The organism is Bacillus sp. FSL R10-2780 (genome assembly GCF_038006125.1).
In the GTDB taxonomy this organism is placed as follows: Bacteria; Bacillota; Bacilli; order Bacillales; family Bacillaceae_G; genus Bacillus_A; species Bacillus_A cereus_U.
Map to the genome: position 1 here is coordinate 4158980 of NZ_JBBOUQ010000001.1, position 24432 is coordinate 4183411.

The window sequence follows — 24432 nt, forward strand, 5'->3', positions numbered from 1 at the left end:
CGATAGAGATTCTATCGCTTTTTTTACATTATTAAACAGGAAAATACGGTATACTTGACGTATATTTATGTTGTAACTATAATTGTTACGGTTAAGTGGTTATATGAAAGGGTGAATGGAAAAAGTGAATGAAGTTAATCACGAAGTATATAAACCTGTAAAGACAAACAGGTTATGGATGATTCTTGTATTAGGGACACTTACGGCAATTGGGCCATTATCTATTGATATGTATTTGCCTTCTTTACCAAAGTTAACGGATGATTTACAAACGGGTGCATCCCTTGCGCAGCTTACATTAACTGCTTGTCTGCTTGGGCTTTCAGTGGGACAGTTATTTGTTGGTTCAATTAGTGACATTTACGGAAGACGCAAACCTCTTATTATCGCTCTTATTATTTATGTTGCTTCTTCTTTACTTTGTGCTGTTGCACCATCTATTTGGAGTTTAGTACTTTTACGTTTCTTACAAGGTGCTTCAGGATCTGCTGGTATCGTTATATCACGTGCAATGGTACGTGATATGTATTCGGGTTCTGAAATGACGAAGTTTTTCTCACTGCTTATGCTAGTAAACGGAGCAGCACCTATTTTGGCACCGATTATTGGAGGGCAATTATTACAGTTCACATCATGGCGCGGCGTTTTTATCGTTCTTGGAGCAATTAGTGTATTCATGCTAATATCATCTACTTTCGTATTACGTGAAACATTACCTCCTGAAGAAAGAGAGACAGGTGGTTTGTCGGGAACGCTGGCGACATATGGAAAGCTTCTGAAAGATCGTTTATTTATGGGTTATGCATTGTCGCAAGGATTAGTAACAGCTGCAATGTTTGCTTATATTTCTGGTTCACCGTTCGTGTTGCAAAATATATACGGGGCATCACCACAACAGTTTAGTTTGTTCTTTGCAATTAACGGTATCGGTATTATTATTGCTAGCCAAGTTACTGGCCGCTTAGCAGGGAAAGTGAATGAGAAGACATTATTTGTTTCCGGTATTGTTATTGCGGCTGTTGGCGGTCTATCGTTACTACTTACAATCGTATTAGGAATAGGTCTAATCGGTGTTTTATGCTCGCTATTTCTCGTTGTATCAAGTGTTGGGGTTGTATCAACAACTGGCTTCTCGTTAGCGATGAGAAATCAAAAACAAGCAGCAGGAACAGCATCAGCTTTACTAGGTTTATTACAGTTCATTTCAGGAGCGCTTGTTGCACCGCTAGTAGGTATTGGCGGAAGTAATACAGCACTTCCTATGGGTGTTGTTATAGCTCTTTGTGAAATTGGTGCTGTGTTATGCTATTTATTCATGGCAAAAAGAAGTGAACAGCAGTTTGAACTGCAACAAAAACAAAATTTAGAGGCTTAACAAAAAAGAGCTGATTCAAACATTTCTCTGAATCAGCTCTTTTTTTCATTTCTTTGAAATAACTCATACATATTATTCATGATCGCATCATATAAGAAAGCAAGTTTATCCCATACCCAGCGGTTACTGTCGACCTCTTTCTCCCCGCAGTCAATAATATCAGTATGATCTGTAATTCTATATGCCCTCTCAACGATAATAGGAGCAATCTTCGGTATGCGTGGAATTTCTTTTAAGACATCTGCAAAATTTCCAATGTAGACATGACCGATAATCTCGATTGTTAATGATTTATCCGATATATTTAGCACAGTATGAAATTGATTTGTATGTTGTTGTTTTAAATATTGGGCTAACTTAAATGGAGCATGTTGCTTTTTTAATACGCGGCGAAGGTTTTCTGTGTTTTCAATATGAAGTGATCTTTCACGAATAAGGACACGAATATCTTCTCCCATAAAAGGTATTGTATTGTACATAGGTGATTCTCCTTAAAAACTTAACTACGCTTGCGTTATGCATATGTAAGTCTAGCATGGTTTGTTCTCTATGTGTGCTTACAGTTTTGTAAGGTAGAGTGGTGAAGTTACTTGCATAAAGTGACGATAATGTGACAAAAATGTGTGTATATTTATTAAGAGATCATCTTAAGTGCAAAATTTAGGACGTTCTCGGTATAATAAAACAAGTGGAGATAAGAGAAACTGTAATTCGTAGTAGATGTAGATAAAAGGAGAATAAGAGATGAAGAAGGTTTTCGGTATTGCAATGCTTGGGGGTATGCTCCTTCTAGCGGGATGTAATGGAAATAAAGACACGAAAGATACGAAAGAACCGAAAGAAAAGGTAGAGCAATCTACTGAACAGACAGAAGATACGAAAGTGTATCGTGAGGTACATGAAAAGTATGATGCGAAGATGAACAAGGAAATTAATAAAGCGTTACAGTTATTTGAAGTGGCAAAAGAAAAGGGCGGTAAGGAAATAACTAATGCTAAATTTAAGGAAGACGTGCAAAATGTAACAACGGGCATGTTAGAAGATATAGATCATATGCGTAAAGAAATTCATGTACCGAAGTCGAAAGAACAAGAACATGAAATGTATGTTGGTTTCTTAAATGAATCAGAACAAGCGATGAAAAAATTACAGAAGTTAGCTAAAGAAGAAGACTCATCGTTGATTCGTGATATAGAAATTAATTTTTCAACAGCATCGACATACTATAAACGTTTTCAAACAGAAACGAAAAAATAACCTTGCGCATGCGCAAGGTTATTTTTTCTTCTTACCATCTCCGTCTTCATCCTCGCATACTAATACCTTCTGCTCTTCGTGAAATTCTGAAATTGTTTGTCCAGTAATATTATCGAAGGGTGTATAAAAAGAAGTGATACGTTTCTTTTTAATGAAGAGTTTATAGAAACCAATGATAACGAGTATGACAATTGTTAATGGCAATCCTATAGTAGCCAGAAGTAAGGGATCCATCGTATAACTCCTTTAAAGTAATTACCTTTATTATAAGTTAAAGTAGTGATTTTAAGAAATAACGCCATCAAAAACTGATTTTTCTAAACATATCCAATTATATTGACTTTTCATTTTTTCAGAATTATAATTCAAAATATACAATTTGAACCAAATAATAATATAGCAATTTACTTATCCAGAGAGGTAGAGGGACTGGCCCTATGACACCTCAGCAGCGGGTTCTGTAATAGAACACCGTGCTAATTCCAGCAAGCAAGGCTTGAAAGATAAGTGATGGGCATAGTTTTATTAAGCCTTGATCTTATTTTTTAAGATCAAGGCTTTTTGTGTTTTAAGAAGTGGAAAAGGAGTAATAGGAACAAATATGTCAATAAAACAAAGTAAATTCATTTGTTTAGGGGGTTATTAAAGTGTATGTTATTAAAAAACTATCGGTTATGGTGTTTACGCTATGGGTCATTACGACAGTAACATTTTTAATTATGCATATTATTCCAGGGGATCCATTTTCGTCAGATGCGAAAATCTTTCCTGAAGAAGTGATACAAAACATGAGAGCTAAGTATCACCTTGATGAACCGTTATGGAATCAGTATGTTGCTTATTTGGATGGGGTAGTTCATTTTGATTTTGGTGAATCTGTTCAATCAACAGGTCAAGGTGTATCGGAAATTATAACAACTGGTTTTGGACCGTCGGCAATTATTGGTTTACAAGCACTTGTTATTTCATTGTTAGTCGGAATTGCCGCAGGTACATTTGCCGCGCTATATCATGGGAAAGTGATTGATTATAGTGTGAGCTTGCTTGCGATTCTCGGTATTTCTATTCCTAGTTTTATTTTAGCGCCACTATTTATACAAGTGTTCGCCATCCAATTTGAATTACTACCAGTGGCGTCGTGGGGAACGTTTGAGCATACTGTATTACCTTCTTTCGCATTAGCGCTCGGGCCAATCGCAGTTATTACAAGATTTGTTCGCTCTAATATGATTGAAGTGTTGCAGAGTGATTATATTAAGCTAGCGAGAGCGAAAGGTATACCAATTAAGAAAATCATTATAAGACATGCTCTTCGAAATGCAATTGTTCCGGTACTTACATTTGTTGGCCCATTAATGGCTGGACTTTTAACAGGAACTTTCGTTATTGAAAAAATCTTTTCAATTCCTGGTTTAGGAAAATATTTTGTAGATAGTATTTTTAACCGAGATTATCCGGTAATTATGGGAACAACCATTTTCTATAGTTCGCTATTAATTGTATGTATTTTTATTACAGATATCATTCATCGTATTGTTGATCCGCGTATTCGTTCTATTACGTAAGGAGGGGAATGTTTAAATGGGGGCTTATGAAATTAATGAACAGTTATTAACGAATGAAGAGAAAAAAGAATTAACGATAAATAAAGATCAGCAAACGATTAGCCGAAAAAAGGAAGTGTTTCGCAAGTTTATATCAAACCCTATAGCAGTTTTAGGGGCAGTGACGTTATTACTAATTATTGTTTTCTCGCTTATTGGCGAAAGTTTAACGTCATTTACTGCAAGTGAACAAGTAAAAGAAGCAACTAATTTACCGCCTAGTAGTGAGCATTGGTTCGGAACAGACGATTTAGGGAGAGATATTTGGGCGCGTACTTGGGCTGGTGGGAAAATTTCATTAACAGTTGGATTAGTAGCGGCAGCTCTTGATATAGGGCTTGGTGTACTTATCGGAGGTTTTAGTGGATATGTGAGAGGGCGTAATCGTCTTGGAACGTTAATTGATGAGTGGATTATAAGAGGGATTGAAGTGTTATACGGTATCCCATATTTATTAATTGTTATTTTACTATTAATCGTTATGAAACCAGGACTTTTTACAATTATAATCGCCCTTGCGTTAACGGGATGGATTGGCATGGCACGTCTCATTAGAGCACAAGTCTTGTCTTTAAAGCAAAGAGAATTTGTTATCGCAGCAGAGCGATTAGGTACACCTCATATGAAAATTATATATGGGCATTTAATTCCAAACTTAACAGGGATTATTATCGTAAATTTATCATTTACAATTCCAGCAGCTATTTTCTCAGAATCATTTTTAAGTTTTATCGGACTTGGAGTACAATCACCAGCAGCGAGCTGGGGCACGATGACGAACGATGCACTCGGGACATTACTAAGCGGAGAATGGTGGCAACTTTTCTTCCCGGCAATCATGATTGCACTAATCATGTTCGCATTTAATGCGATTGGTGATGGTTTGCAAGATGCGATTGATCCGAAAATCGTAAAACGTAATCGAAAGGAGAAAAAACATGGCACAAATCTTATCTTTAGAAAACGTAACGTTGGCCGTTGAAAAAGAGAATAGTAAGCAAGCAATTGTGAAGCATGTTTCCTTTTCTATTAACGAAGGTGAAATAGTTGCACTTGTTGGAGAAAGTGGTTCAGGAAAAAGTGTTACAGCACAATCAATTATCGGCTTAAATCAAGAATCGATTCATATTGATGATGGAAATATATCTTTCCAATCAAAGGAATTAACGGATTTACAAGAATCAGAATGGAATCAAATTCGCGGGAAAGATATTTCCTTTATCTTTCAAGACCCGCTTTCATCTTTAAATCCGACGATGAAGGTGGGAAGACAAATTACAGAAGTAATTGTGCAGCATGAAAAGAAATCGAAAAAAGAGGCAAAAGAAATTGCAATTAACTTACTAAATGATTTAGGGATACATGAAGCAGAGAAACGCTTTGAACAATATCCGTATCAGTTGAGCGGAGGTATGAGGCAGCGTATTTGTTTAGCAATTGCGTTTGCATGTCATCCGAAGCTCGTTATTGCAGATGAACCTACAACGGCGTTAGATGTAACAATTCAAAAACAAATTATGGGGTTATTAAAAGAGCGAAAAGAAAAACAAAATACTAGTATTTTATTAATTACTCACGATTTGGCACTTGTGCGTGAAATAGCTGACCGAGTAGTTGTTATGTACGGGGGGCGCATTGTTGAAAAAGGAACGATTCAAGAAGTAATTGGCTCTCCTAAGCATCCTTACACGAAAAGCTTATTGCAAGCAATTCCAAATATGGATGATTCAGAAAAGGTACTTAGAGCAATTGAGGGAACAACACCTTCAATTGAAACGTTAAATAGTTTTGGGTGCCCGTTTGTGAATCGTTGTCCAGTAGCGATAAAAGAATGTATTCATCGTTTCCCAGAGAGAACAACATATTCTGAGGAGCATAGTTCACATTGCTGGCAGCATATTCTGGAGCATAATAAAGCGAAATCAAAAGAGAAGGTGAATGCTTCATGACGACAGATTTAATAGCTGTAAAACAAGTCACAAAAACATATGGAAGTAAAAATAAAGAAATTGCGGCGCTAAAAGGTATATCACTTTCTATTCCGAAAGGAACAACTCTTGGCATTATCGGAGAAAGTGGTTCAGGAAAAACAACACTTGGTAAGCTCATAGCTGGGATTGAAAAACCAACGTCTGGTGAAATTGATTATAACGGTCAAGTTGTTCACACGCTGAAGTCAGCTAATAAGCGAAATTTCTTACAGAAAGTACAGTTTATTTTTCAAGATTCCACAGCTGCATTAAATCCGCGCTGGAAAGTACGCGATAGCGTAACGGAAGGATATATTTCATTCGGTTTAGGCGATAAAGGATTGAAAGATAAAGTCGCAGGTGATGCACTAGAGCGTGTTGGATTAGATAGACGATATATTGATCGTTATCCCCACGAATTTAGCGGTGGACAGCGTCAACGTATTGCCATTGCAAGAGCGCTATTATGTGAGCCAGAAGTATTAATCCTTGATGAACCAATTTCAGCATTAGATGTTTCACTGCAAATCCAAATTGTACATTTGCTGCAAAAGATTCAAAAGGAACAAGGCTATACATATTTATTTATCGCACATGATTTACCGATGGTTCACTATTTATGTGAAAAAGTGGCTGTCTTATACAAAGGAGAACTTGTTGAATTTGGAAATACGGAAGAAGTATTCCGTAATCCACAACATTCTTATACAAAAACATTATTAGCATCAACACCAAAAATTTCAGGTTAAAGGAGAATGTAGGATGAAGAAGTTTTTACTGTTTGTCATTATGACTGTTTTAGCAATAACTTCTGTCGCTTGCGGTAAGAAAGAGACGCAAAAGGCAAGTGCTGGTAAGGGGGAAGGAGATCGATTAGTAACGAATATTAGTAGTGATCCATATACACTTGATTCCGCTATTGCGACAGATAGCACGTCAGGTTATGTAATTGGGCAGTTGTTTTCAAGTTTATATACGCAAGATAGTGACGGGAAATATCAAAATGAATTAGCAGAGAAAGAAGAAGTAAATGCTGATGGAACTGAATATACAATACATTTAAAGAAAGATATTAAATGGTCAGATGGTTCTCCTATTACAGCAAATGATTTTGAGTTCGCATGGAAGCGATTATTAAATCCGAAAACGGGTTCTATGAATGCGACAGAAATGTATTTTATTAAAGGAGCAGAGGCATATAATACTGGAAAAGGTGAAGAAGGCCAAGTTGGTATTCAAGTCGTTGATCCTCAAACATTAAAGGTAACACTTGAGCACCCAGTTGCTTCTATTAAACAAAAGTTAGCAAGTTCATTATTTATTCCATTATCTAAAAAATCAATTGATGATAACAATAAATTAAAAACAGATCCAAAAGAGTTAATTACGAACGGACCATTCACATTAAAAGAGTGGAAGCATAACCAAGCAATTACAGTACAAAAAAATAAAGAATACTACGATAAAAAGGTAACATTAAAAGAAATTGAGTTTCGTATTATTCCAGATTCTAAAACAGCGTATCAATTGTACAAATCAAAAGAATTAGATTTATTAAGTGGCTTACCACAAGAGATGATTGAGAAAGAAAAAGGGAATAAAGAATATAAACGTGTTGCGGGATTCTCATCTTATATTTACTCGTTTAACGTAGAAAAAGAGCCGTTTACAAATGCGAAAGTACGTAAAGCATTTTCATTAGCGGTTGATCGTAAGTTCATCGTTGAAAAATTGTATAAAAATAATGCACAAGAAGCATATGCATTCGTTCCAGAAGGGGCAAAAACACAAGGTGGTCGTGATTTCCGTAAAGAAAAAGGTGATTACATAAAATTTGATTCAGCGGAAGCGAAAAAATTATTAGAAGAAGGTATGAAAGAACAAGGATGGTCTACATTACCTGAAGTAACATTAAAATTCACTACAGATACACAACATAAAAAAGTAGCAGAAGCAATGCAAGAAATGTTTAAGAAAAATCTTGGAGTAGATATTAAATTAGAAAATAAAGAATGGAAGAGTTACATCGACACATATAAGCAAAGTGATTTCCAATTAGCTTATATGGGATGGGGCGGCTCTCTATTAGATCCAATTACTAAACTAGATTTATATGCAGGTGATGGTCCGAATAACTATGCAAAATGGCATAATAAAGAATTCGACGCTTTAGTAAAAGAAGCAGAAGTTGAACAAAACGAGGATAAGCGTTTTGACTTATTGCATAAAGCGGAAGATATTATGTTTGATGATACACCGTTAATCCCAGTTATTTTCCCAAGTGCTTCATATTTACAAAAATCATCAGTATCTGGCGTCCAATTCATTATCGGTTCTAGTCCAGAACTAAGATACGTAAAAATTAAAAAATAAAGAAGTAGGCAACCGCCTACTTCTTTATTTTATTTCGCGTTTATATTCTTTTTTCGTTCCATCAGAAAAGACAACTTCTAAATCGAATTTTTGGTAGTCTTTATCAAGTTTGAACACATTTACTACTTGATCGATTACTTCTTGGTCAGGAGTATCTTTATTAAATTTCAGCTCTTGTAGAAGAGGGCTTAATTTCGTAATAGCCTCGTCACCTGTGAACTTTACATCTGTTTTATGGTCTTCAATTTTTGCTTCCATTTTCTTATCCGCGGCTACATTTTTATAATCAGCTTCGTAGTCTTTCTTCGTATCTTGATAGTCTGCTTTTAAATCAAATTCATTAAAGTTTAGTTTTAAATCTGCAGGAGCCTCATTTTTTGCTTCTTCAGTTGTCTTTTTATTAGAAGTTGTATCTTCTTTTGCAGGAGCTTTACATCCTGTTAATGCAGGTACTAGCATAAGAGCTAATAAAGCTGATAGTAAAATTCTCATTATAAATTCCTCCTTATGTAACTTCTTTCTATACAAGTTTTTCCCAATTTCATGTAATTATGTATGTGTTGAAAATAAATTATTTTCTCATAGCTTTAAGGGTTAATCCGCAATTTAAATCAAAAATGATTTGTATGTATATGGTAAATTGAAGTTGTAAGGAGGTACTGAAATGCATGAAGAATATAAAGAGATGATAAAAAAAGCGATTGAATATATAGAGAATCATTTACATGAAGAGCTTACAACAGAAAGAGTGGCATTTCACGGTGCAGTATCGATGTACCATTTTCATCGTATTTTTCAAAGTTATATCGGGATGAGTGTAACGGATTATGTTCGTAAGAGAAGATTAACTCATGCTGCACAGGCTTTAGTATCGACTGAAAGAGCAGTCATTGATATTGCAGTGCAATATGGCTTTTCCTCACAAGAGGCATTTACTAGAGCTTTTAAAAGAATGTTTCAATTACCACCAAAAAAATATCGAAAGTACTTCCAGTCATTTTATATAGAAAGAGAGGGCGTTTCAATGGAAAAAGGTATACCGAAAGGATGGGTATTAAGTGGAAGTCATCCTGCTGAATATGAGATGGGTTTAGATTACGAAGTTGTTCATCAAGGAAAAGTATCTGCATATATAAAAGGAAAAGAGAACGTTACACACGGAGGGTTTTCAACATTAATGCAAATGTTCCGAGCGGATAAATATGTAGGTAAGAGATTACGTTTAACAGCATTTATTAAGAGTGAGAGTGTAAGAGACTGGGCGGGATTATGGATGCGAGTAGATGGAAAAGATACAGAGCCACTTGCTATGGATAACATGCAAAATCGCCCAATCAAAAATACGAATAACTGGCAATCGTACTCGGTTGTATTAGATATAAAAGAAGAAGCACTTGGTATTGCATTTGGTGTTTTATTATCAGGAGAAGGTTGTGTGTGGCTAGATAGTATTCGATTTGATGAAGTGGATGAAAAAATTCCTTCAACAGATTTGGCAGAAAACTTTTATGAAACACTCCTAGAAGAGCCGGTGAATCTGCAATTTGAAGAAATAGAAAATTAAAAAGTAAGGAGAAAAGATATGCTCGAATATGTAAAACTAATAAGTATTAGTTTAGTAGTATCGTCTTGTATTATGGGAATTAACTATTTAATTAGCTATCTTTGGTCAGGGCATATACCTTCTTTGACGTGGAGAACATATTTGATGTTTATGGTTATATTTATGATGAGTTTTGGTTCAATACAAAAAGAGAGCTATGAAGAGAGTTGATAATCGTCCTTTTAGTCTTCTTAGTATTAATACATATGTATTTATCATTGCATTGGAAAAACAGGTTTGCCGTTCGGGATTATTTCCCGCAACATACGCAGCGAATGGTTATTACACAATAATATTTGGTGGAGTTAATTTAGAGAAAAATATTATTTCGTTATTATTTATTATACTAGTTACATAATTGGTAGCGGGAATCGCTATAGGTATAAAAGGAATAGTAAAGGGAAGAGGTTTTGTAGCTAAAGACGTATAAAGTAAAAAAGGTATCCTTCATGTGGATACCTTTTTTACTAGCGTTTGTTATTTTGCAACTTCTGTCCACTTGTAGTTAAATTCACCGCCGAAGTCAGTTGTTACAAGTCCTTTAATAAATCCGCGTTGTAAGTAAGAACGGCCTTGTTGGTATAAAGGAGCGACAGCACCATCTTGTAATAAGATTTTTTCAGCTTGCTTCATTGCTTCAAAGCGTGCTTTTTCATCACCAGCTAAATCAGTTTTTACTTTACGAATAAGCTCGTCGTACTCTTTGTTAGAGTATTTATCGAAGTTATAAGCACTATCTGTTGTGAATAGATTTAAGAATGTAATAGGATCCGCGAAGTCAGGGCCCCAGCCATCGATTCCGATTTCGTAATCACCACTTAATAGTAGTTTTAACTGTTGTTTACGTGGTTGAGGCTTTAAGTTCACTGTTAATCCATCTAGATTCTTTTCTAGTTCACCTTTTAAATATTCGCCAGTCTTTTTAGCTAAAGCATTATCACTTGTTAATAGTTCAATTGTTACTTTGTCAGTACCAAGTTCTTGTTTCGCTTTTTTCCAGTTTTCTTTTGCTGTTTTCACATCATCTTTAACCAGGTTTCCGTTTTCTTTACGGAAGTCGTTTCCATCTGGACTCTTTGCGAACTTCGCAGGAACCATTCCTTCGGCTGGAATTGCACCGTTATTTAAAATTGTTTCTACGTAAGCCTTTTTATTCATTGCTCCGTTAATAGCAAGACGTGCATGTTGATTCTTTAATACTGTATTTTTTTGATTCAGTCGTAAGAATTGAATACCGACTTCAGCGCGTTCTTTGAAGTTTGCATCGTTTTTATATTTATCAACAAACTCCGCAGTTAAAGCAACACGATCAATTTGTCCTGAATCATATAAGTTAACTTCTGTAGACTTATCTTTAACGACATTGAAGTTGATTTCTTCTAGTTTTACAGTTTTAGCATCCCAATAGTTAGGATTCTTTTTCAATTGGAAGCTTTGTTCGTGTTTCCAGTTATCTAACGTGAAAGCACCGTTGTAAATTAAATGATTCGTTTCTAAACCGTATTTATCACCTTGAGATTTTAAATATTCTTCATTAATTGGTAAGAATGTTGAAAATGTTGTTAAGCTTAAGAAGTAGGGAACAGGGCGCTCCAGTTGTACTTCTACAGTTTTATCATCAAGAGCTTTAACACCTAATTGATCGATCGCTGCTTCTTTTTGGTTTATTTGTTTCGCATTTTTTATATCAAAGAATAAGAATGCATATTCAGCAGCTGTTTCAGGATTTACGGCACGTTGCCAAGCGAAGACAAAGTCTTTTGCTGTAACAGGAGTACCGTTTGACCATTTTGAATCACGAAGATGGAAAGTATACTTTGTTTTATCTGGACTAATGTCAACCGACTCAGCAACACCAGGAATCGGTGTATTATCTTCTCCCATTGCATATAAACCTTCAAAAACATTTCTCATTACGTTCATGGATTCCCCGTCCGTTGCTTTTGCAACATCCATTGTTGGGATTTCTGAAGCGAATGATAAGTTAATCGCTTGTTTATTAGGTGCTTTATCGTTTGCTTTCGCTCCGCTTGCATTATCTTTATTTCCTCCGCAAGCTGTTAGTAGTAGACTTACCCCTAAAACAGATGCAACAACAGGTACAACTTTTTTCTTCATTGTTCTTTCCTCCCTAAATGTGTTGTTCGTAACGTCATAATGTCCATGTCTTGAAGTGTAGCTATAGAAGAAGAGAAAACCTATTATAAATATGTGTATATAGGTAATAGGGTGTTCTATATGTGTATACAAGTTGAACTATAATCTATCGTTATATGTTTCAACTTAGTAGACATTACATTTTGATGGTAAAATATTTCGTTTCTTTGATTGTTTAGAATATTAACACTGGAGAGAACTATATGTCAATAATAAAAAGTGGAGTGTTAATTTCTTGGAATAATATATTAAAAAAGCAGATTTCCTCGTATTAGGGAATCTGCTTTTAATATATTTTGCTAAAAAAACAATGGGTGTGGGTGGGAACACGATGATCCAAGTTGCATTTTATCCCGCATTAACGGGCAGTAAGATCCCCACCTCAAAATTCAGTGAAAGCAAAGAAGTTAGGTGGGGGATCAACTGCCCGTAAAAGCCCGATTGGTGAGGGCTGATAATCAGTGGGGGATGAAGAACCCCCCACTGATTAAAGTTTCACTTTATTTTTCAATTTTTGCCCATTTGAAGTTTAATTGACCAGCAAAGTCTACTTGCACAATGCCTTTTACAAAGGATCGCTCTAAATAAGATTCTCCCTTTTGGTAAAGAGGAGCAATAACAGAGTCTTTAAATAATATTTTTTCTGATGCTAGTAACGCTTCCCAGCGAGCTTTTTCATCACCAGCCAAGGTAGTTTTAACTCTTTCAATTGTTTCATCAAACTCTTTATTAGAGTAATGATCTAAGTTGTAAGGGTTATTCGTTGTAAACAATTCAAGGAATGTAATTGGATCAGCAAAGTCAGGACTCCAACCGTCAATTCCAATTTCGTAATCACCTTTTAATAAGAGTGAAACTTGTTGTTTACGTGGTTGCGGTTTTATATTTACTGTTAAGCCATCTAAATTCTTTTCTAGTTGTCCTTTTAGGAACTCACCAGTTGTCTTTTCAAGGTCACCATCACTAGTTAATAATTCTAATGTGATTTTTTCAGATCCAAGTTCTTGTTTTGCCTTTTTCCATAATTCTTGTGCAGATTTTGTATCGATTTTTGTTAAATCGCCGTTTGCAGTACGGAAGTCTGTTCCGTCAGGTCCTTTTGCAAAGTTTTTTGGAACGAGACTAAAGGTTGGTGTAGAGCCATCGTTTAATAACGTATTTACAAAGGATTTTCGATCAATAGTTTGATCAATCGCTTGGCGCGCAGAAACGTTTTGAAGTATTTTATTTTGTTGATTCATACGTAAAAATTGTACCCCTACGTTCGGACGTTCTTTAAAGTTAGCATCCTTTTTATATTTATCAACGAAGTCAGATGTTAGTTTTATACGGTCTAATTGTTTGGATTCGAATAAATTTACTTCTGTCGATTTCTCTTTCACAACGTTGAAATTGATTTCTTCGAGTTTGACATTATCTTTATCCCAATAGGTAGAGTTTTTCTTAAATTTAAAGCTTTGTTCATGCTTCCAATCGTTTAGTGTAAAAGCTCCGTTGTATAAGATTTTATTATCTTCTAAAGCGTACTTATCACCTTGTGCTTTAAAGAATTCCTCGTTGATTGGTAGAAATGTTGGGAACGCCGTTAAGCTAATAAAATAGGGAACAGGACGCTCTAATTCTACTTCAAACGTATGGTCATCAACTGCTTTTACACCAAGTTGATCGGCTGGAAGCTCTTTACTATTAATTTTTTTAGCGTTTTTAATATCAAAGAATAAAAAAGCATATTCAGAGGCTGTTGCTGGATCAACAGCTCTTTGCCAAGCGAAGACAAAATCTTTCGCTGTAACAGGAGTACCGTTTGACCATTTTGAATCTCGTAAATGGAATGTGTATTTCGTTTTATCGCTACTTACTTCATGAGATTTTGCAACACCTGGGACAGGTTTGTTACCTTCACCAAGATTATACAAACCTTCAAATACGTTTCTCATTACCTGACCAGAATCAGTATCTGTAGCACGAGCCGTATCCATTGTTCGAATCTCAGTAGGTGAAGATAAGTTTAAAACTTGTTTACTAGGTGCCTCATCTTTTGCATTTGCTCCGCTCGCTTCGTTTTTATAACTACCGCAACCAGATAATAAAATACTTACTCCTACAACTGATGCAATACCGGGTACAAACTTCTTTTTCATTTGATTTTCCTCCTAAATAGTTAATAAGATTGGATGATGATGAGGGAAATGAAAAACAAAAAATCCCTCTTTTCGTATTGAGAAAGAGGGATTTCTACGTACAAGTTATGCACCCGTATATAAACGAAGTCCCTCATTCTATCTTTCAAGCACAAAGCTTGCAGGAAGTGGCACAGTATTCAAAATGAACCTGCTGCCGAGGTTTCAAAGGGCCAGTCCCTCCACCTCTCTTGATACAATGAGTAAACAAATAAATTTTATTAATTTTTGTGTTTCTTTGATAATTCAAAATATTACACCTTAGATAATGAAGTGTCAATCGAATGAAATATAGTTTAAATTTTCAGTTTTATTAAAAATAAAAAAACCACTGCATATGGCAGTGGTTTCCTTACTAGAAGTTAAAGTTATCTGGATCTGGACCAACGCGATGATTTTCATTTAAAGCTTGAATTGCTTTCATATCATCCGAGCTTAATTCAAAATCGAAGATGTTTGCATTTTCAATAATGCGGTGTTCTTTAATAGACTTAGGGATTGTTACAACTTCATTTTGTAGATCCCAACGTAAAATAACTTGTGCAGTCGATTTATTATATTTTGTAGCGATTTCTTGTAATGTTGGGTGATCAAGTAGCTGCCCCTGCATTAATGGTGACCAAGCTTCAAGTTGAATGCTATGTTCTTTACAGAAAGCATGTAGTTCTTCTTGTGCCAAACGTGGGTGGTATTCCACTTGGTTAACCATTGGTTTAATTTCTGCAATTTCAAATACGTCTTGCAGATGATGAATATGGAAATTACTCACACCGATAGCACGAACACGACCGTCTTTATAAAGTTTCTCTAAAGCTTTCCATGATTCAGTGTATTTTCCTTTTACAGGCCAATGCACTAAGTATAGATCTAAATATTCTAGACCTAATTTTTCTAATGTAGTTTCAAATGCTTGTAATGTTGACTCGTAACCTTGATCACTATTCCACACTTTTGAAGTGATGAATAACTCTTCACGAGGAATACCAGATTCGCGAATTGCCTGTCCAACGCCTTCTTCGTTTTTATATATGGCAGCAGTATCGATGCTACGGTATCCATTTTTTATAGCTGCTTTTACAGAATCAATTACTTCTGTACCATCTTCAACTTTAAAAACACCTAAGCCGAACCAAGGCATTTTCACGCCGTTATGTAATGTTGTATAGTCGTTTAAACTTGTTAAAGTCATATTAATTCCCCCTAGCTTTTTTATTGGTCGCTTCAACTGCTTGTTGAATGACTTCTGAAAAATTATTTTCATATAGAACTTTTAAGCCTTCAGCCGTTGAACCTCCTGGTGTTGTTACTTGTTCGCGGAGCATAGCTGGATCCTGATTTTGCTGGAGCATAGCGGCAGAGCCAGCAATCATTTGAATGACAAGGTGTTTTGCTGTTTCCTCATCAATACCATAGCTTTTCGTTGCTTCAATTAAACCTTCAGCAAAGTGATAGAGAAAAGCAGGTGCACTACCAGTAACTGCGGTAAGTTGGTGAACTTCCTCTTCGGTACAAAACTGTGAGATACCAATACCTTTTAAAAGAAGTTGTAACGTTTCATGATGTCTTTCATCTACGGAATTTCCCGTCGTGTATAAGGAGATAGACTTTCCAATGCCAGCAGCTGTATTAGGCATAATCCAGGCAACAGGTGTGTTTTCTGGGAGTCTAGCTTCTAAATAAGATGGGCCAATGCCAGCAGCTACTGTTACAACAAGTTGATTTGATATTAACGGAGATAACTCTGCTAATAGCTCTTCATGTGCAGAAGGCGGCATTGCTAAAACAATCGTATCTACAGATTTAATATGCTGCTTCCAATCCGTTGTAATCGAGAGATCATATTGAGTTTGTAATTGTGTTAGTTTTTCTCTGTTACTTCGGTTGGAAACAATAATTTCTTCGATGTATTCTTTACTTGTTGTAAGTAGTCCAGCAAATATAGCTTCTGCCATACGACCGGCACCAATAAATAAAATTCGATGTTTATTAGGCATATCCTTTATTCCTTTCTGATGAGAATATGTTATAAAAAACGATACCATTTTTAAGAGAATTTTGTAAAAAGAAACGGCTTATAGTAGAGGGAATACAATTGGAGAGAGGGCAGGTTATATAAAAAGGGCTATGAAGATTATTATATTTGAAAAATAGTTATAATCAAAAATCCCTGAAGCATTTATGCTTCAGGGATTGATAAATTATAAGCTTATGCTTTCGTCATACCAAGCAATACAGCGCCGCCGATAATTAAAACACTACCTAGTGCAATAAAGATCAATTGACGTTTTGTTTTCTTTTCACCTAAGAAGACAATCGCACCGAATGTTGAGATAACGATTCCAGTTTGAGATAATGGGAAGCTTGTTGCTACTCCAACACGTGGTAATGAAAGAAGTAAGAATAAGTTTCCTGTTCCCCATAGTAAACCAGATAAAGCATTACGCATTGCATATTTGTTAAATGGTTTATGTTTAGATGTCAGTACAACCGCACCAACAAACATACCAACTGCCTGTGGTAAAATAGCAGACCAACCATCAATGTTATACCAACGAATAATAATTACATATACAAGATAACCGAAAGTAGAAACAATTAAAGTAAGAAGTCCCTTTTTCAATTGTCCTGGTGGCTGTGCATTTTCTTTATCATCTAGTGATGTGAATACAACACCAACTACGATTAATAGGATTGCAATCGTTCCCAGAACAATCGTTGTAGTAGTAGTCCACTCACGAAAAGCGATAACGCCAAAGATAGAAGTTGCAACAAGTTGCATACCAGTAGAAATAGTTACAGTAGTTGAAACACCTAGTTTTTCAACTGTTTTTAATTGGTTTACTTGTCCTAAAGCCCAGAATAAACCTGAAATAAAGCCAACAATCAAGATTGTCATTGTTAAAGTTGGTTGAGTAAATACATACATAGTTGTTGCGAAGAATAGAGCACCGATTGTCATACCTACCGTTTGGCTATATGCACCACCGCCCATTTTTACGCTTACTAATAAGATGTTTCCCCATGCGATTGCAGGAAGAAGCGCTAATAAAATGTCCATTACAAGACTCCCTTCGGTTTTCTATACCAATATAATTACATATCGTTCTAACGATCGGTAATGCCCCACTAATAGAGTAGAAGATTACCGATCGCTAAAACAGGATGAAGAATTCACGATATAAATGCGTTTTCATTTCTTCATTTTTTGAAACACTTTCATATAATAACAGGAAATTACCTATTTTAGAAAGTGAATTCAAATAAAATGTATATTTAAATAAGAGGTAAAATTCAGTCATTAATCAAATCATTTTATTTTTCGGGAAATAAAAAGCAACTTTTGTCGAAAGTTGCTTTAAGAAGTAGTAATTCTGCTATTAATGAGTTGAATACATAGTAAGAATAGAAGGGACATACTAATCGTTATGATTACAAGTGTCCAAGCTAGTTGCATATTACTTGCATCAATAGCCATATAAATCGCCGTTGGAATCGTCTGAGTTTTGCCGGGTATATTTCCTGCAAACATTAAAGTTGCACCAAATTCACCAAGTGCGCGAACAAAGCTTAAAATCATACCACTTAGTAACGCAGGAAATGCAAGCGGGAGTGTGACATGTAGAAAAACTTGGTATTCACTTGCACCAAGATCGCGCGCGCCATCTTCAATTTGTACATTTGCGATAGAAAATCCTGTTTTTGCTGATTGGTACATGAGCGGAAATGCAACAACTGTAGAAGCAATGATAGCAGCAGTAGATGTAAACATAATGGACTGCTGAAATAATGATTCAATCCACTTTCCAATGGGACTGTTATTTCCGAAAATGATAATTAGAAAAAAGCCGATAACAGTTGGTGGAAGCACCATTGGTAATAAGAAAATAGTTTCTAGTAGTACTTTATATCGCCACGAGGAGCGCGCTAATGCTCGTCCAATAATCGTTCCCAAAATCGTAACGATAATGGTGGCGCACGCAGCTACTCGTAAAGATAGAAAGACAGGTGACAAAATTGTATCAAAGCTCATAGCAATTATGGTAGGAGTGTAAATCCATATTTCTTAAAGATAGATTGTGCATCTTTTGACTGTAAATATTCATAGAATGAAGTCGCCTCTTTCTTATGCTTAGATTCCTTTATAACACCTAAAGGATAGTGGATTGGCTCATGAGAATTAGCCGCTGCCGCCTCTACAATTTTCACCTTGTCTGAAACGAGAGCGTCTGTTTTATATACAATACCAGCATCAACATTACCTGTTTCTACATATGTTAACACTTGGCGAACATCTTTTGTAAATACGATTTTATTTTGAACGTCATTCCAAAGATTTTCATGTGTGAGAGAAGCTTTTGCATATTTTCCTGCAGGTACGGATTCGGGTGTACCAAGTGCGATTTTCTTGATTTTCTCATCTTTTAAATCTTGAAATTTTGTAAGAGAACTATCTTTTGGAACGACTAGAACTAGTTCATTTCCAAGAAGGTTTTTCCCTTCTTTTTCATTAATGAATCCTTTTTTAACAAGGGTTTGGAATTTATCTTCTGCTGCAGAGAAGAATAAATCAGCAGGCGCACCTTGTTCAATTTGTTGTTGAAGTGCACCAGAAGCACCGAAGTTAAAAGAAAGCTTAGTGTTTGGTTCTTTTTCTTTATATTGCTGTTCAATTTCTTTTAATGCATCTTGTAAACTTGCAGCCGCTGATATAGTCAGCTCCACTGATTCTCCCTCTTTAGCAGCTGACTTTTCTTCGCTTGAACAAGCTACACTGAATATAAGAAGAAAAGAAAGTATAAGTACCCCAATGGATCTTAATGTAAATTTGTTCATAAAAAATCCCCCTTCGTTTACTAAATTAATTATAACTAATTATAACTAAATATAACTAGTTATAATTGAATATAATTTGAACGATATAGTTGTTTTTAAAAACTAGGAGAAATATTCTTTTCTTTGTTACAATGAAGGGAGAAAGTGAGGAATCGTCTATGGATCATCATTCCTACACAACGGAAGAAGTAGCAAAGCGATTAAAAGTATCAAAATTAACTGTATACGACCTAATTAAAAAAGGAGAACTTCCTTCTTATAGGGTTGGTAGACAAATGCGTATTGATGCAGCGGATTTAGAACAATATATCAAGCAAATGAAAACAGGTAAGGTGCAATTTACTTCTGTAAAGAAGTACGAAATTAGTAGTTCGAATACACGCATCATTAGTGGTCAAGAACTAACGTTAGATATGTTGGCGAAACATATAGAAAATCGTCTGCCAAATTCTAATATATTAAGAGCATATCAAGGTAGTTTAACGAGTTTAGTGAAGATGTACCAAGGAGAAGGAAGCGTCGTTAGCTTGCATTTATTTGATGGCGAAACAGGTACATATAATGTTCCGTACGTAAAGCGTATTTTAGTTGGACAACCATATATTATGATTAATTTATTAGCAAGAAATGTTGGGTTTTATGTGCAAAAAGGGAATCCACAAAATATAAAAACATGGGCTGATTTAGCTCAGTCATCTATACGATTTGTAAATCGAGAAAAAGGTTCTGGTATTAGGGTGTTAGTGGATGAGCAATTGCGAATTCAAAAATTAAGTAAAGATATTAACGGGTATGAATGGGAAGAATCGAATCATCTTGGTGTTGCCTCGCAAGTCGCGAATGGAAAAGCTGATGTTGGGGTAGGTTCAGAAAAGTTTTCCCAAATTGTGAACGTAGACTTTATTCCGATAATGAAAGAGCAGTATGATTTAGTACTTCTGAAGAATAAAGAAAATGAGGAACTTATTGAGGTTATAAAAGGGATTTTGCAATCTGAAGAGTTTCACAATGAATTAAAAGCAATTGGTGGATATGATATAAGCAAAACAGGCCAAATTATATATGAAACAAACTAAAAGGCTGCTTGTCTATAAGACGAGCAGCCTTTTCTATATATAAAGGGGGTTGGGGAAACAAAGTGTTAAACAAGACTTTGAGCAAGTGCGTAAATGAAAGCCGTAAGAAGAGCTGCTCCACTTGCAAGTCCGATAAAGTCTGATTTGTTGAAAGTAATGTTGTTCATTATAATCTCTCCTTATTTGTTTAATGTAGTTGCAACTGCTTTTGCATCGATAAGTGCGGATAGCACCATGCCCATTGTATTGAAAAATTTGTTTGTTTTCATTTTGTTCATCATGCGTATCCGCTCCTTTTCGAATTTTTGTTGCCCTGCTTCATGTCTTAATTATAGGGGAGATGATGAATTACAACTATCGAATTAGCTTACGGAAGACTTACACTTTTGTAAGAAAAAAAGACATTCGTGTAAGAATGTCTTTTAAAGCATATTGATGTGATGATGCTCTTTAATTGTTTTTAAAAAGCTTCGCATCGAATTGGTCATGTAACTATCTTTACGGCGTATGAAAACAGTTGAAATACTACCGTATTTCTCGGGAATCGGATGACAGTGTACTTTACCTGCTGTAGAAAGATGCTGAACGGCAGACTGTGGTACGAGTGTAATTCCAAGACCGAGTGCAACACTGTTTAATATTGTTTCTAATATGTTAAATTCCATAATTCTTTTTGGTAGCAAACCTTCATCTTTAAGCCATCGTTCTAGCTTGGAACGGTACCCACATCCTTGATTAAAAACGAGTAGGGGCGTCGTAGTAAATTCTTCTATATGAAAAGCTTTATTTTGTGTAACAAGCATTAATTTCTCGGTACTAACATCGTATTGTTCAATTAGTGGGTGTTTTATTGGTCCTGATATAAAAGCACCATCTAATTGATGATCGAGTACTTCTCTAATAAGTTCTTCCGTTAGACCGGCTTGTAATGATAAATCGACATTTGGATAGCTTTTATAGTAAGAAGACAAAATGGTAGGTAATGTACTTACTGTTTCAACTGTACCGATTTTTAATATACCAGATGGTGTTTCACCATCTAAAAATACTTGTTTTAGCTCGTCAACATCTTGCAAAATTTTATTAACATAGACGAGCATTTTTCTACCTTCAGCTGTTAAAGTCATGCCTCGTTTATGACGGTAAAAGAGCGGTGTTTTTAATTCGTTTTCTAACTGTTTAATACGTGCTGTTACATTTGATTGTACGTAATTTAATTCTTTTGCTGCGCTACTTACACTACCTCGGTCAGCAACGCTCTGGAAGATTTGTAAGTCTCGTAATTCCATTGTATGCTCCCCCTTGATGTTAACTATCATTATAAATGATAGTTAACATCATTTTGAATCATTTTACGTGATATATTTTTTCTTTTACAATTCTCTTTGTGCAAATAGAAAGAAGTGAGGGATTGCGGTGAGAAGAAGTCAAATGATAATAGGTGCGTTGGCATGTTTAATTGCAAGTATGTCATGGGGAGCGATGTTTCCGGTTGCTGATCATGCGCTAGAATACATAGATCCGTTTTATTTTTCGTTTATTCGTTATGGGGCGGTAGCAATTGTACTGATTGTATTATTGCTAATGAAAGAAGGAAAGAAAGCATTTCGCTTAGAAGGAAGAAGAAAGTTACTCATCTTTTTTGGAACAATGGCGTTTACCGTATACAATGTATTAATTTTTCTAGGACAAATGTTAATGGGAAAATCAGGTGTAATGGTAGCTTCTATTATGGAGGCGCTTATGCCGATGATTTCAATTTGTATTTTATGGGGATATAAAAATATAAAGCCGAAGAAGTATATGATAACGAGCATGATTATCGCGTTTGTAGGGGCTGTATTTGTTATTACGAAAGGTGATATGAGTTTCTTTTTAACATTGAAAGATAATATGTTTTCACTAGCATTTATATTTGTTGGTGTTGTAGGCTGGGTTATTTATACGATGGGTGGTCAAACGTGTAGCGATTGGTCAACATTACGTTATTCAACATTAACTTGTGTATTTGGGACAGCAGTTACAGGAATTATAACTATGATCATTACCTCACTTGGATATGTATCAGTTCCAAGTATGGGAACGATTTCTGTTGTGAAGTATGATTTGTTATTTATGATGACATTACCAGGTATCGTAGCACTACTTGCTTGGAACTACGGTGTGAAAATTTTATCATCAATTAATGGTATTTTATTTATTAACTTTGTGCCAATTACTACGTTAGTTATTATGATGATGAAAGGATATAAAATAACGACATTTGATGTATTAGGAACATTATTTGTTATTGCAGCGCTTATTCGTAATAATGTTTGTCAGAGAAAAGAAGAAAATATAAATAAACAAGTTTTACAAGAAGAGCAATTGCGTCAAGCTGTTTAATAGGCAACTGGAGGATTTTTACATGTTAGAAAGTTTATTGTTTTTCTTTGCTGCTGGAGTTGCCTGCGAGCTTGCAGCAATTAATCGAAATGGTCGTAAGAATATAAAACAACAAGCTGAACTGATACAGCTTTTAAAAGAATTGAAGGAAAGAAAAAATTAAAAAGACGACCGGCATAGACGGTCGTCTTTTTCTATATAAAGTGAAACTTTAATCAGTGGGGATTTTGTTCATTCCCCACTGATTATTAGCCCTCACCAATCGGGCGTTTACGGGCAGTGGATCTCTCACCTAACTTCTTTGCTACAGCCGAATTTTGAGGTGGGAGTCTTACTGCCCGCAAATAGCGGGATAAAGGGGAAAGGGGACACAAAGTTATATAAGCGTAGCGGCGTAAATGAAAGCAGTAAGAAGAATCGAGCCGCTAGCTAGGCCTAAAAAATCTAATTTGTTAAAAGTCATGTTATTCATTATAAATTCTCCTTACTTGTTTAATGTAGAAGCAACAGATTTTGCATCGACAAGAGCGGATAATACCATGCCCATTGTATTTAAGAAATTGTTCGTTTTCATTTTGTTCATCATATAGATCCGCTCCTTTTCAAATGGTTGTTGTTACTTTCTGACTTAATTGTATAAGATAGTGGAGGGAGTCAATATCGAATTAGCTTACAAGAAAATTACATTTTTGTAAGAATTGAAATTTAACAATAAATACTTATTTTTATTACCAACTCCTAAAACTTAGTGTTATAATCGTTATAAGAAAATGATTATACTTCGGATATTCAGAAAGGAACGAAACAAATGTATAAACTAATTACATTTTCGTTGAAATATATATTTAAAACAGCTGGGAAAGTAGAAGTACAAGGGAGAGAGAAATTACCAGAAGGTGGCCCTTACGTTGTTGCTTGCACACATACAAGCTTTATGGACGTTTTAATGTTAGCAGCAGGAATGTACCCAACCCAAATTCATTACATGGCAAAAAAAGAATTGTTTGAAGGGAAATTTAAAAATTGGTTTTTTAAAAATGTAAATGCATTCCCTGTAGACCGTGCGAATCCAGGGCCAAGCACATTAAAAATTCCATCGCGTTTATTAAAAGAAGGAAAAGTAGTAGGGATTTTCCCAAGTGGGACGAGATCATCAGAAGACGTTTCATTAAAAGCTGGGGCTGTTACGATTGCAATGCGTTCTAACGTTCCGTTAATACCGGCCGCTTATGTTGGTCCATCAAGTGTAAAAGAATTGATAAAAGGAAAAAAAGCGCAATTAGTTTTTGGAGACCCAATTCAAATTGATGCTGAAGAACAAATAGATCGAAAAACGGCTATGAAAATGATGACAGATGAATTAAATGCAAAGTTTGAAGAACTAAAGGAAGTTTTACAGCCAAATTAAAAGTAAGAAAAGACGACCGGGCATAGACGGTCGTCGTTTCTATTATTATTTATATAAAGGGGAAAGGGGACACAAAGTTATATAAGCGTAGCAGCGTAAATGAAAGCAGTAAGAAGAATCGAGCCGCTAGCTAGTCCTAAAAAATCTAATTTGTTAAAAGTCATGTTATTCATTATAAATTCTCCTTACTTGTTTAATGTAGAAGCAACAG

27 protein-coding genes, 1 pseudogene and 2 riboswitches are annotated in these 24432 nt (G+C 35.4%); of the genes and pseudogenes, 14 read left to right on the forward strand and 14 right to left on the reverse strand.

What is annotated here, in order from left to right:
- Positions 1-115: 115 nt before the first annotated feature.
- On the forward strand, positions 116-1375 hold the full coding sequence (locus NSQ47_RS21725; RefSeq protein WP_002159578.1) for a multidrug effflux MFS transporter: 1260 nt from the start codon (positions 116-118) through the stop codon (positions 1373-1375).
- Positions 1376-1407: 32 nt separating this feature from the next.
- On the opposite strand, the gene NSQ47_RS21730 is transcribed toward NSQ47_RS21725, so the two are convergent.
- Positions 1408-1854, reverse strand: coding sequence for a hypothetical protein (locus tag NSQ47_RS21730; RefSeq protein WP_002113359.1), 447 nt, complete (start codon positions 1852-1854; stop codon positions 1408-1410).
- 265 nt (positions 1855-2119) lie between these two features.
- Between NSQ47_RS21730 and NSQ47_RS21735 the strand changes: the two genes are divergently transcribed.
- Positions 2120-2632 carry a hypothetical protein gene (locus tag NSQ47_RS21735; RefSeq protein ID WP_002113360.1) on the forward strand — a complete coding sequence of 171 codons (513 nt, stop codon included), beginning with the start codon at positions 2120-2122 and terminating at the stop codon, positions 2630-2632.
- An 18-nt stretch (positions 2633-2650) separates the two neighbouring features.
- Here NSQ47_RS21735 and NSQ47_RS21740 read toward each other — a convergent pair whose 3' ends face one another.
- Positions 2651-2866, reverse strand: a complete 216-nt coding sequence (locus NSQ47_RS21740; RefSeq protein WP_000371385.1) for a DUF3951 domain-containing protein — start codon at positions 2864-2866, stop codon at positions 2651-2653.
- Positions 2867-3037: 171 nt separating this feature from the next.
- Positions 3038-3142: riboswitch (SAM riboswitch) on the forward strand.
- A gap of 137 nt (positions 3143-3279) precedes the next feature.
- Between NSQ47_RS21740 and NSQ47_RS21745 the strand changes: the two genes are divergently transcribed.
- From NSQ47_RS21745 to NSQ47_RS21765, 5 genes are read left to right on the forward strand one after another with little or no spacing between them, the layout of a single operon-like run.
- Positions 3280-4197, forward strand: coding sequence for an ABC transporter permease (locus NSQ47_RS21745; protein ID WP_000289323.1), 918 nt, complete (start codon positions 3280-3282; stop codon positions 4195-4197).
- A gap of 16 nt (positions 4198-4213) precedes the next feature.
- Positions 4214-5218: an ABC transporter permease gene (locus NSQ47_RS21750; RefSeq protein ID WP_341037975.1), complete on the forward strand. Its 1005-nt coding sequence runs from the start codon at positions 4214-4216 to the stop codon at positions 5216-5218.
- Positions 5175-6185: an ABC transporter ATP-binding protein gene (locus tag NSQ47_RS21755; RefSeq protein ID WP_088077261.1), complete on the forward strand. Its 1011-nt coding sequence runs from the start codon at positions 5175-5177 to the stop codon at positions 6183-6185. Before NSQ47_RS21750 ends, NSQ47_RS21755 begins: the two co-directional genes overlap by 44 nt.
- Positions 6182-6955 carry an ABC transporter ATP-binding protein gene (locus NSQ47_RS21760; protein ID WP_070127835.1) on the forward strand — a complete coding sequence of 258 codons (774 nt, stop codon included), beginning with the start codon at positions 6182-6184 and terminating at the stop codon, positions 6953-6955. Before NSQ47_RS21755 ends, NSQ47_RS21760 begins: the two co-directional genes overlap by 4 nt.
- Before the next feature lie 13 nt (positions 6956-6968).
- On the forward strand, positions 6969-8579 hold the full coding sequence (locus NSQ47_RS21765) for a peptide ABC transporter substrate-binding protein (RefSeq protein WP_002113368.1): 1611 nt from the start codon (positions 6969-6971) through the stop codon (positions 8577-8579).
- A gap of 24 nt (positions 8580-8603) precedes the next feature.
- Here the strand turns inward: NSQ47_RS21765 and NSQ47_RS21770 are convergent, their stop codons facing one another.
- Positions 8604-9071: a YusW family protein gene (locus tag NSQ47_RS21770; RefSeq protein ID WP_002113370.1), complete on the reverse strand. Its 468-nt coding sequence runs from the start codon at positions 9069-9071 to the stop codon at positions 8604-8606.
- A 172-nt stretch (positions 9072-9243) separates the two neighbouring features.
- On the opposite strand from NSQ47_RS21770, the gene NSQ47_RS21775 reads away from it, so the two are divergent.
- From NSQ47_RS21775 to NSQ47_RS21785, 3 genes and pseudogenes are all read left to right on the forward strand, one after another.
- The gene (locus NSQ47_RS21775; RefSeq protein WP_002113371.1) at positions 9244-10143 is read left to right on the forward strand and encodes a helix-turn-helix transcriptional regulator; all 900 of its coding nucleotides are present in this window, start codon (positions 9244-9246) and stop codon (positions 10141-10143) included.
- A gap of 18 nt (positions 10144-10161) precedes the next feature.
- Complete coding sequence (locus NSQ47_RS21780) at positions 10162-10353, forward strand: hypothetical protein (protein ID WP_002159572.1); 192 nt, start codon at positions 10162-10164, stop codon at positions 10351-10353.
- A pseudogene (locus tag NSQ47_RS21785) lies at positions 10340-10612 on the forward strand (hypothetical protein). The gene NSQ47_RS21780 and the pseudogene NSQ47_RS21785 overlap by 14 nt, the downstream one beginning before the upstream one ends.
- A gap of 47 nt (positions 10613-10659) precedes the next feature.
- Here NSQ47_RS21785 and NSQ47_RS21790 read toward each other — a convergent pair.
- From NSQ47_RS21790 to modA, 7 genes are all read right to left on the reverse strand, one after another.
- The gene (locus NSQ47_RS21790) at positions 10660-12300 is read right to left on the reverse strand and encodes a peptide ABC transporter substrate-binding protein (protein WP_341037976.1); all 1641 of its coding nucleotides are present in this window, start codon (positions 12298-12300) and stop codon (positions 10660-10662) included.
- A gap of 539 nt (positions 12301-12839) precedes the next feature.
- Positions 12840-14480 (reverse strand): peptide ABC transporter substrate-binding protein, encoded by a 1641-nt coding sequence (locus tag NSQ47_RS21795; RefSeq protein ID WP_341037978.1) that lies wholly within the window; start codon positions 14478-14480, stop codon positions 12840-12842.
- Positions 14481-14615: 135 nt separating this feature from the next.
- Positions 14616-14720: riboswitch (SAM riboswitch) on the reverse strand.
- A 154-nt stretch (positions 14721-14874) separates the two neighbouring features.
- Entirely contained in the window at positions 14875-15708 is an 834-nt protein-coding gene (locus NSQ47_RS21800) for an aldo/keto reductase (protein WP_078173581.1), read from the reverse strand.
- 1 nt (position 15709) lies between these two features.
- Positions 15710-16513 carry a pyrroline-5-carboxylate reductase gene (proC, locus tag NSQ47_RS21805; RefSeq protein ID WP_341037980.1) on the reverse strand — a complete coding sequence of 268 codons (804 nt, stop codon included), beginning with the start codon at positions 16511-16513 and terminating at the stop codon, positions 15710-15712.
- Positions 16514-16725: 212 nt separating this feature from the next.
- A complete protein-coding gene (locus tag NSQ47_RS21810) occupies positions 16726-17577 on the reverse strand; it encodes a GRP family sugar transporter (protein WP_016103329.1) in 852 nt (283 codons plus the stop codon).
- Positions 17578-17874: 297 nt separating this feature from the next.
- Entirely contained in the window at positions 17875-18549 is a 675-nt protein-coding gene (modB, locus tag NSQ47_RS21815) for a molybdate ABC transporter permease subunit (RefSeq protein WP_002151307.1), read from the reverse strand.
- 5 nt (positions 18550-18554) lie between these two features.
- Positions 18555-19352, reverse strand: coding sequence for a molybdate ABC transporter substrate-binding protein (gene modA / locus NSQ47_RS21820; RefSeq protein WP_341037981.1), 798 nt, complete (start codon positions 19350-19352; stop codon positions 18555-18557).
- Positions 19353-19483: 131 nt separating this feature from the next.
- Between modA and NSQ47_RS21825 the strand changes: the two genes are divergently transcribed.
- Complete coding sequence (locus NSQ47_RS21825) at positions 19484-20428, forward strand: substrate-binding domain-containing protein (protein WP_033710535.1); 945 nt, start codon at positions 19484-19486, stop codon at positions 20426-20428.
- 65 nt (positions 20429-20493) lie between these two features.
- On the opposite strand, the gene NSQ47_RS21830 is transcribed toward NSQ47_RS21825, so the two are convergent.
- Both NSQ47_RS21830 and NSQ47_RS21835 read right to left on the reverse strand, forming a co-directional pair.
- Positions 20494-20595: a DUF3948 family protein gene (locus tag NSQ47_RS21830; RefSeq protein ID WP_016103331.1), complete on the reverse strand. Its 102-nt coding sequence runs from the start codon at positions 20593-20595 to the stop codon at positions 20494-20496.
- A 255-nt stretch (positions 20596-20850) separates the two neighbouring features.
- Positions 20851-21717 carry a LysR family transcriptional regulator gene (locus NSQ47_RS21835; protein WP_016103332.1) on the reverse strand — a complete coding sequence of 289 codons (867 nt, stop codon included), beginning with the start codon at positions 21715-21717 and terminating at the stop codon, positions 20851-20853.
- Between the two features lie 127 nt (positions 21718-21844).
- Between NSQ47_RS21835 and NSQ47_RS21840 the strand changes: the two genes are divergently transcribed.
- Positions 21845-22813 carry a DMT family transporter gene (locus NSQ47_RS21840; protein WP_341037982.1) on the forward strand — a complete coding sequence of 323 codons (969 nt, stop codon included), beginning with the start codon at positions 21845-21847 and terminating at the stop codon, positions 22811-22813.
- A 22-nt stretch (positions 22814-22835) separates the two neighbouring features.
- Positions 22836-22976, forward strand: a complete 141-nt coding sequence (locus tag NSQ47_RS21845; protein ID WP_002151322.1) for a YrzO family protein — start codon at positions 22836-22838, stop codon at positions 22974-22976.
- Between the two features lie 213 nt (positions 22977-23189).
- Here NSQ47_RS21845 and NSQ47_RS21850 read toward each other — a convergent pair whose 3' ends face one another.
- Positions 23190-23285, reverse strand: a complete 96-nt coding sequence (locus tag NSQ47_RS21850) for a DUF3948 family protein (RefSeq protein ID WP_002124767.1) — start codon at positions 23283-23285, stop codon at positions 23190-23192.
- A 336-nt stretch (positions 23286-23621) separates the two neighbouring features.
- Between NSQ47_RS21850 and NSQ47_RS21855 the strand changes: the two genes are divergently transcribed.
- A complete protein-coding gene (locus tag NSQ47_RS21855; RefSeq protein ID WP_016103340.1) occupies positions 23622-24221 on the forward strand; it encodes a lysophospholipid acyltransferase family protein in 600 nt (199 codons plus the stop codon).
- A 77-nt stretch (positions 24222-24298) separates the two neighbouring features.
- Here the strand turns inward: NSQ47_RS21855 and NSQ47_RS21860 are convergent, their stop codons facing one another.
- Positions 24299-24394, reverse strand: coding sequence for a DUF3948 family protein (locus NSQ47_RS21860; protein WP_002124767.1), 96 nt, complete (start codon positions 24392-24394; stop codon positions 24299-24301).
- Between the last annotated feature and the right edge of the window lie 38 nt (positions 24395-24432).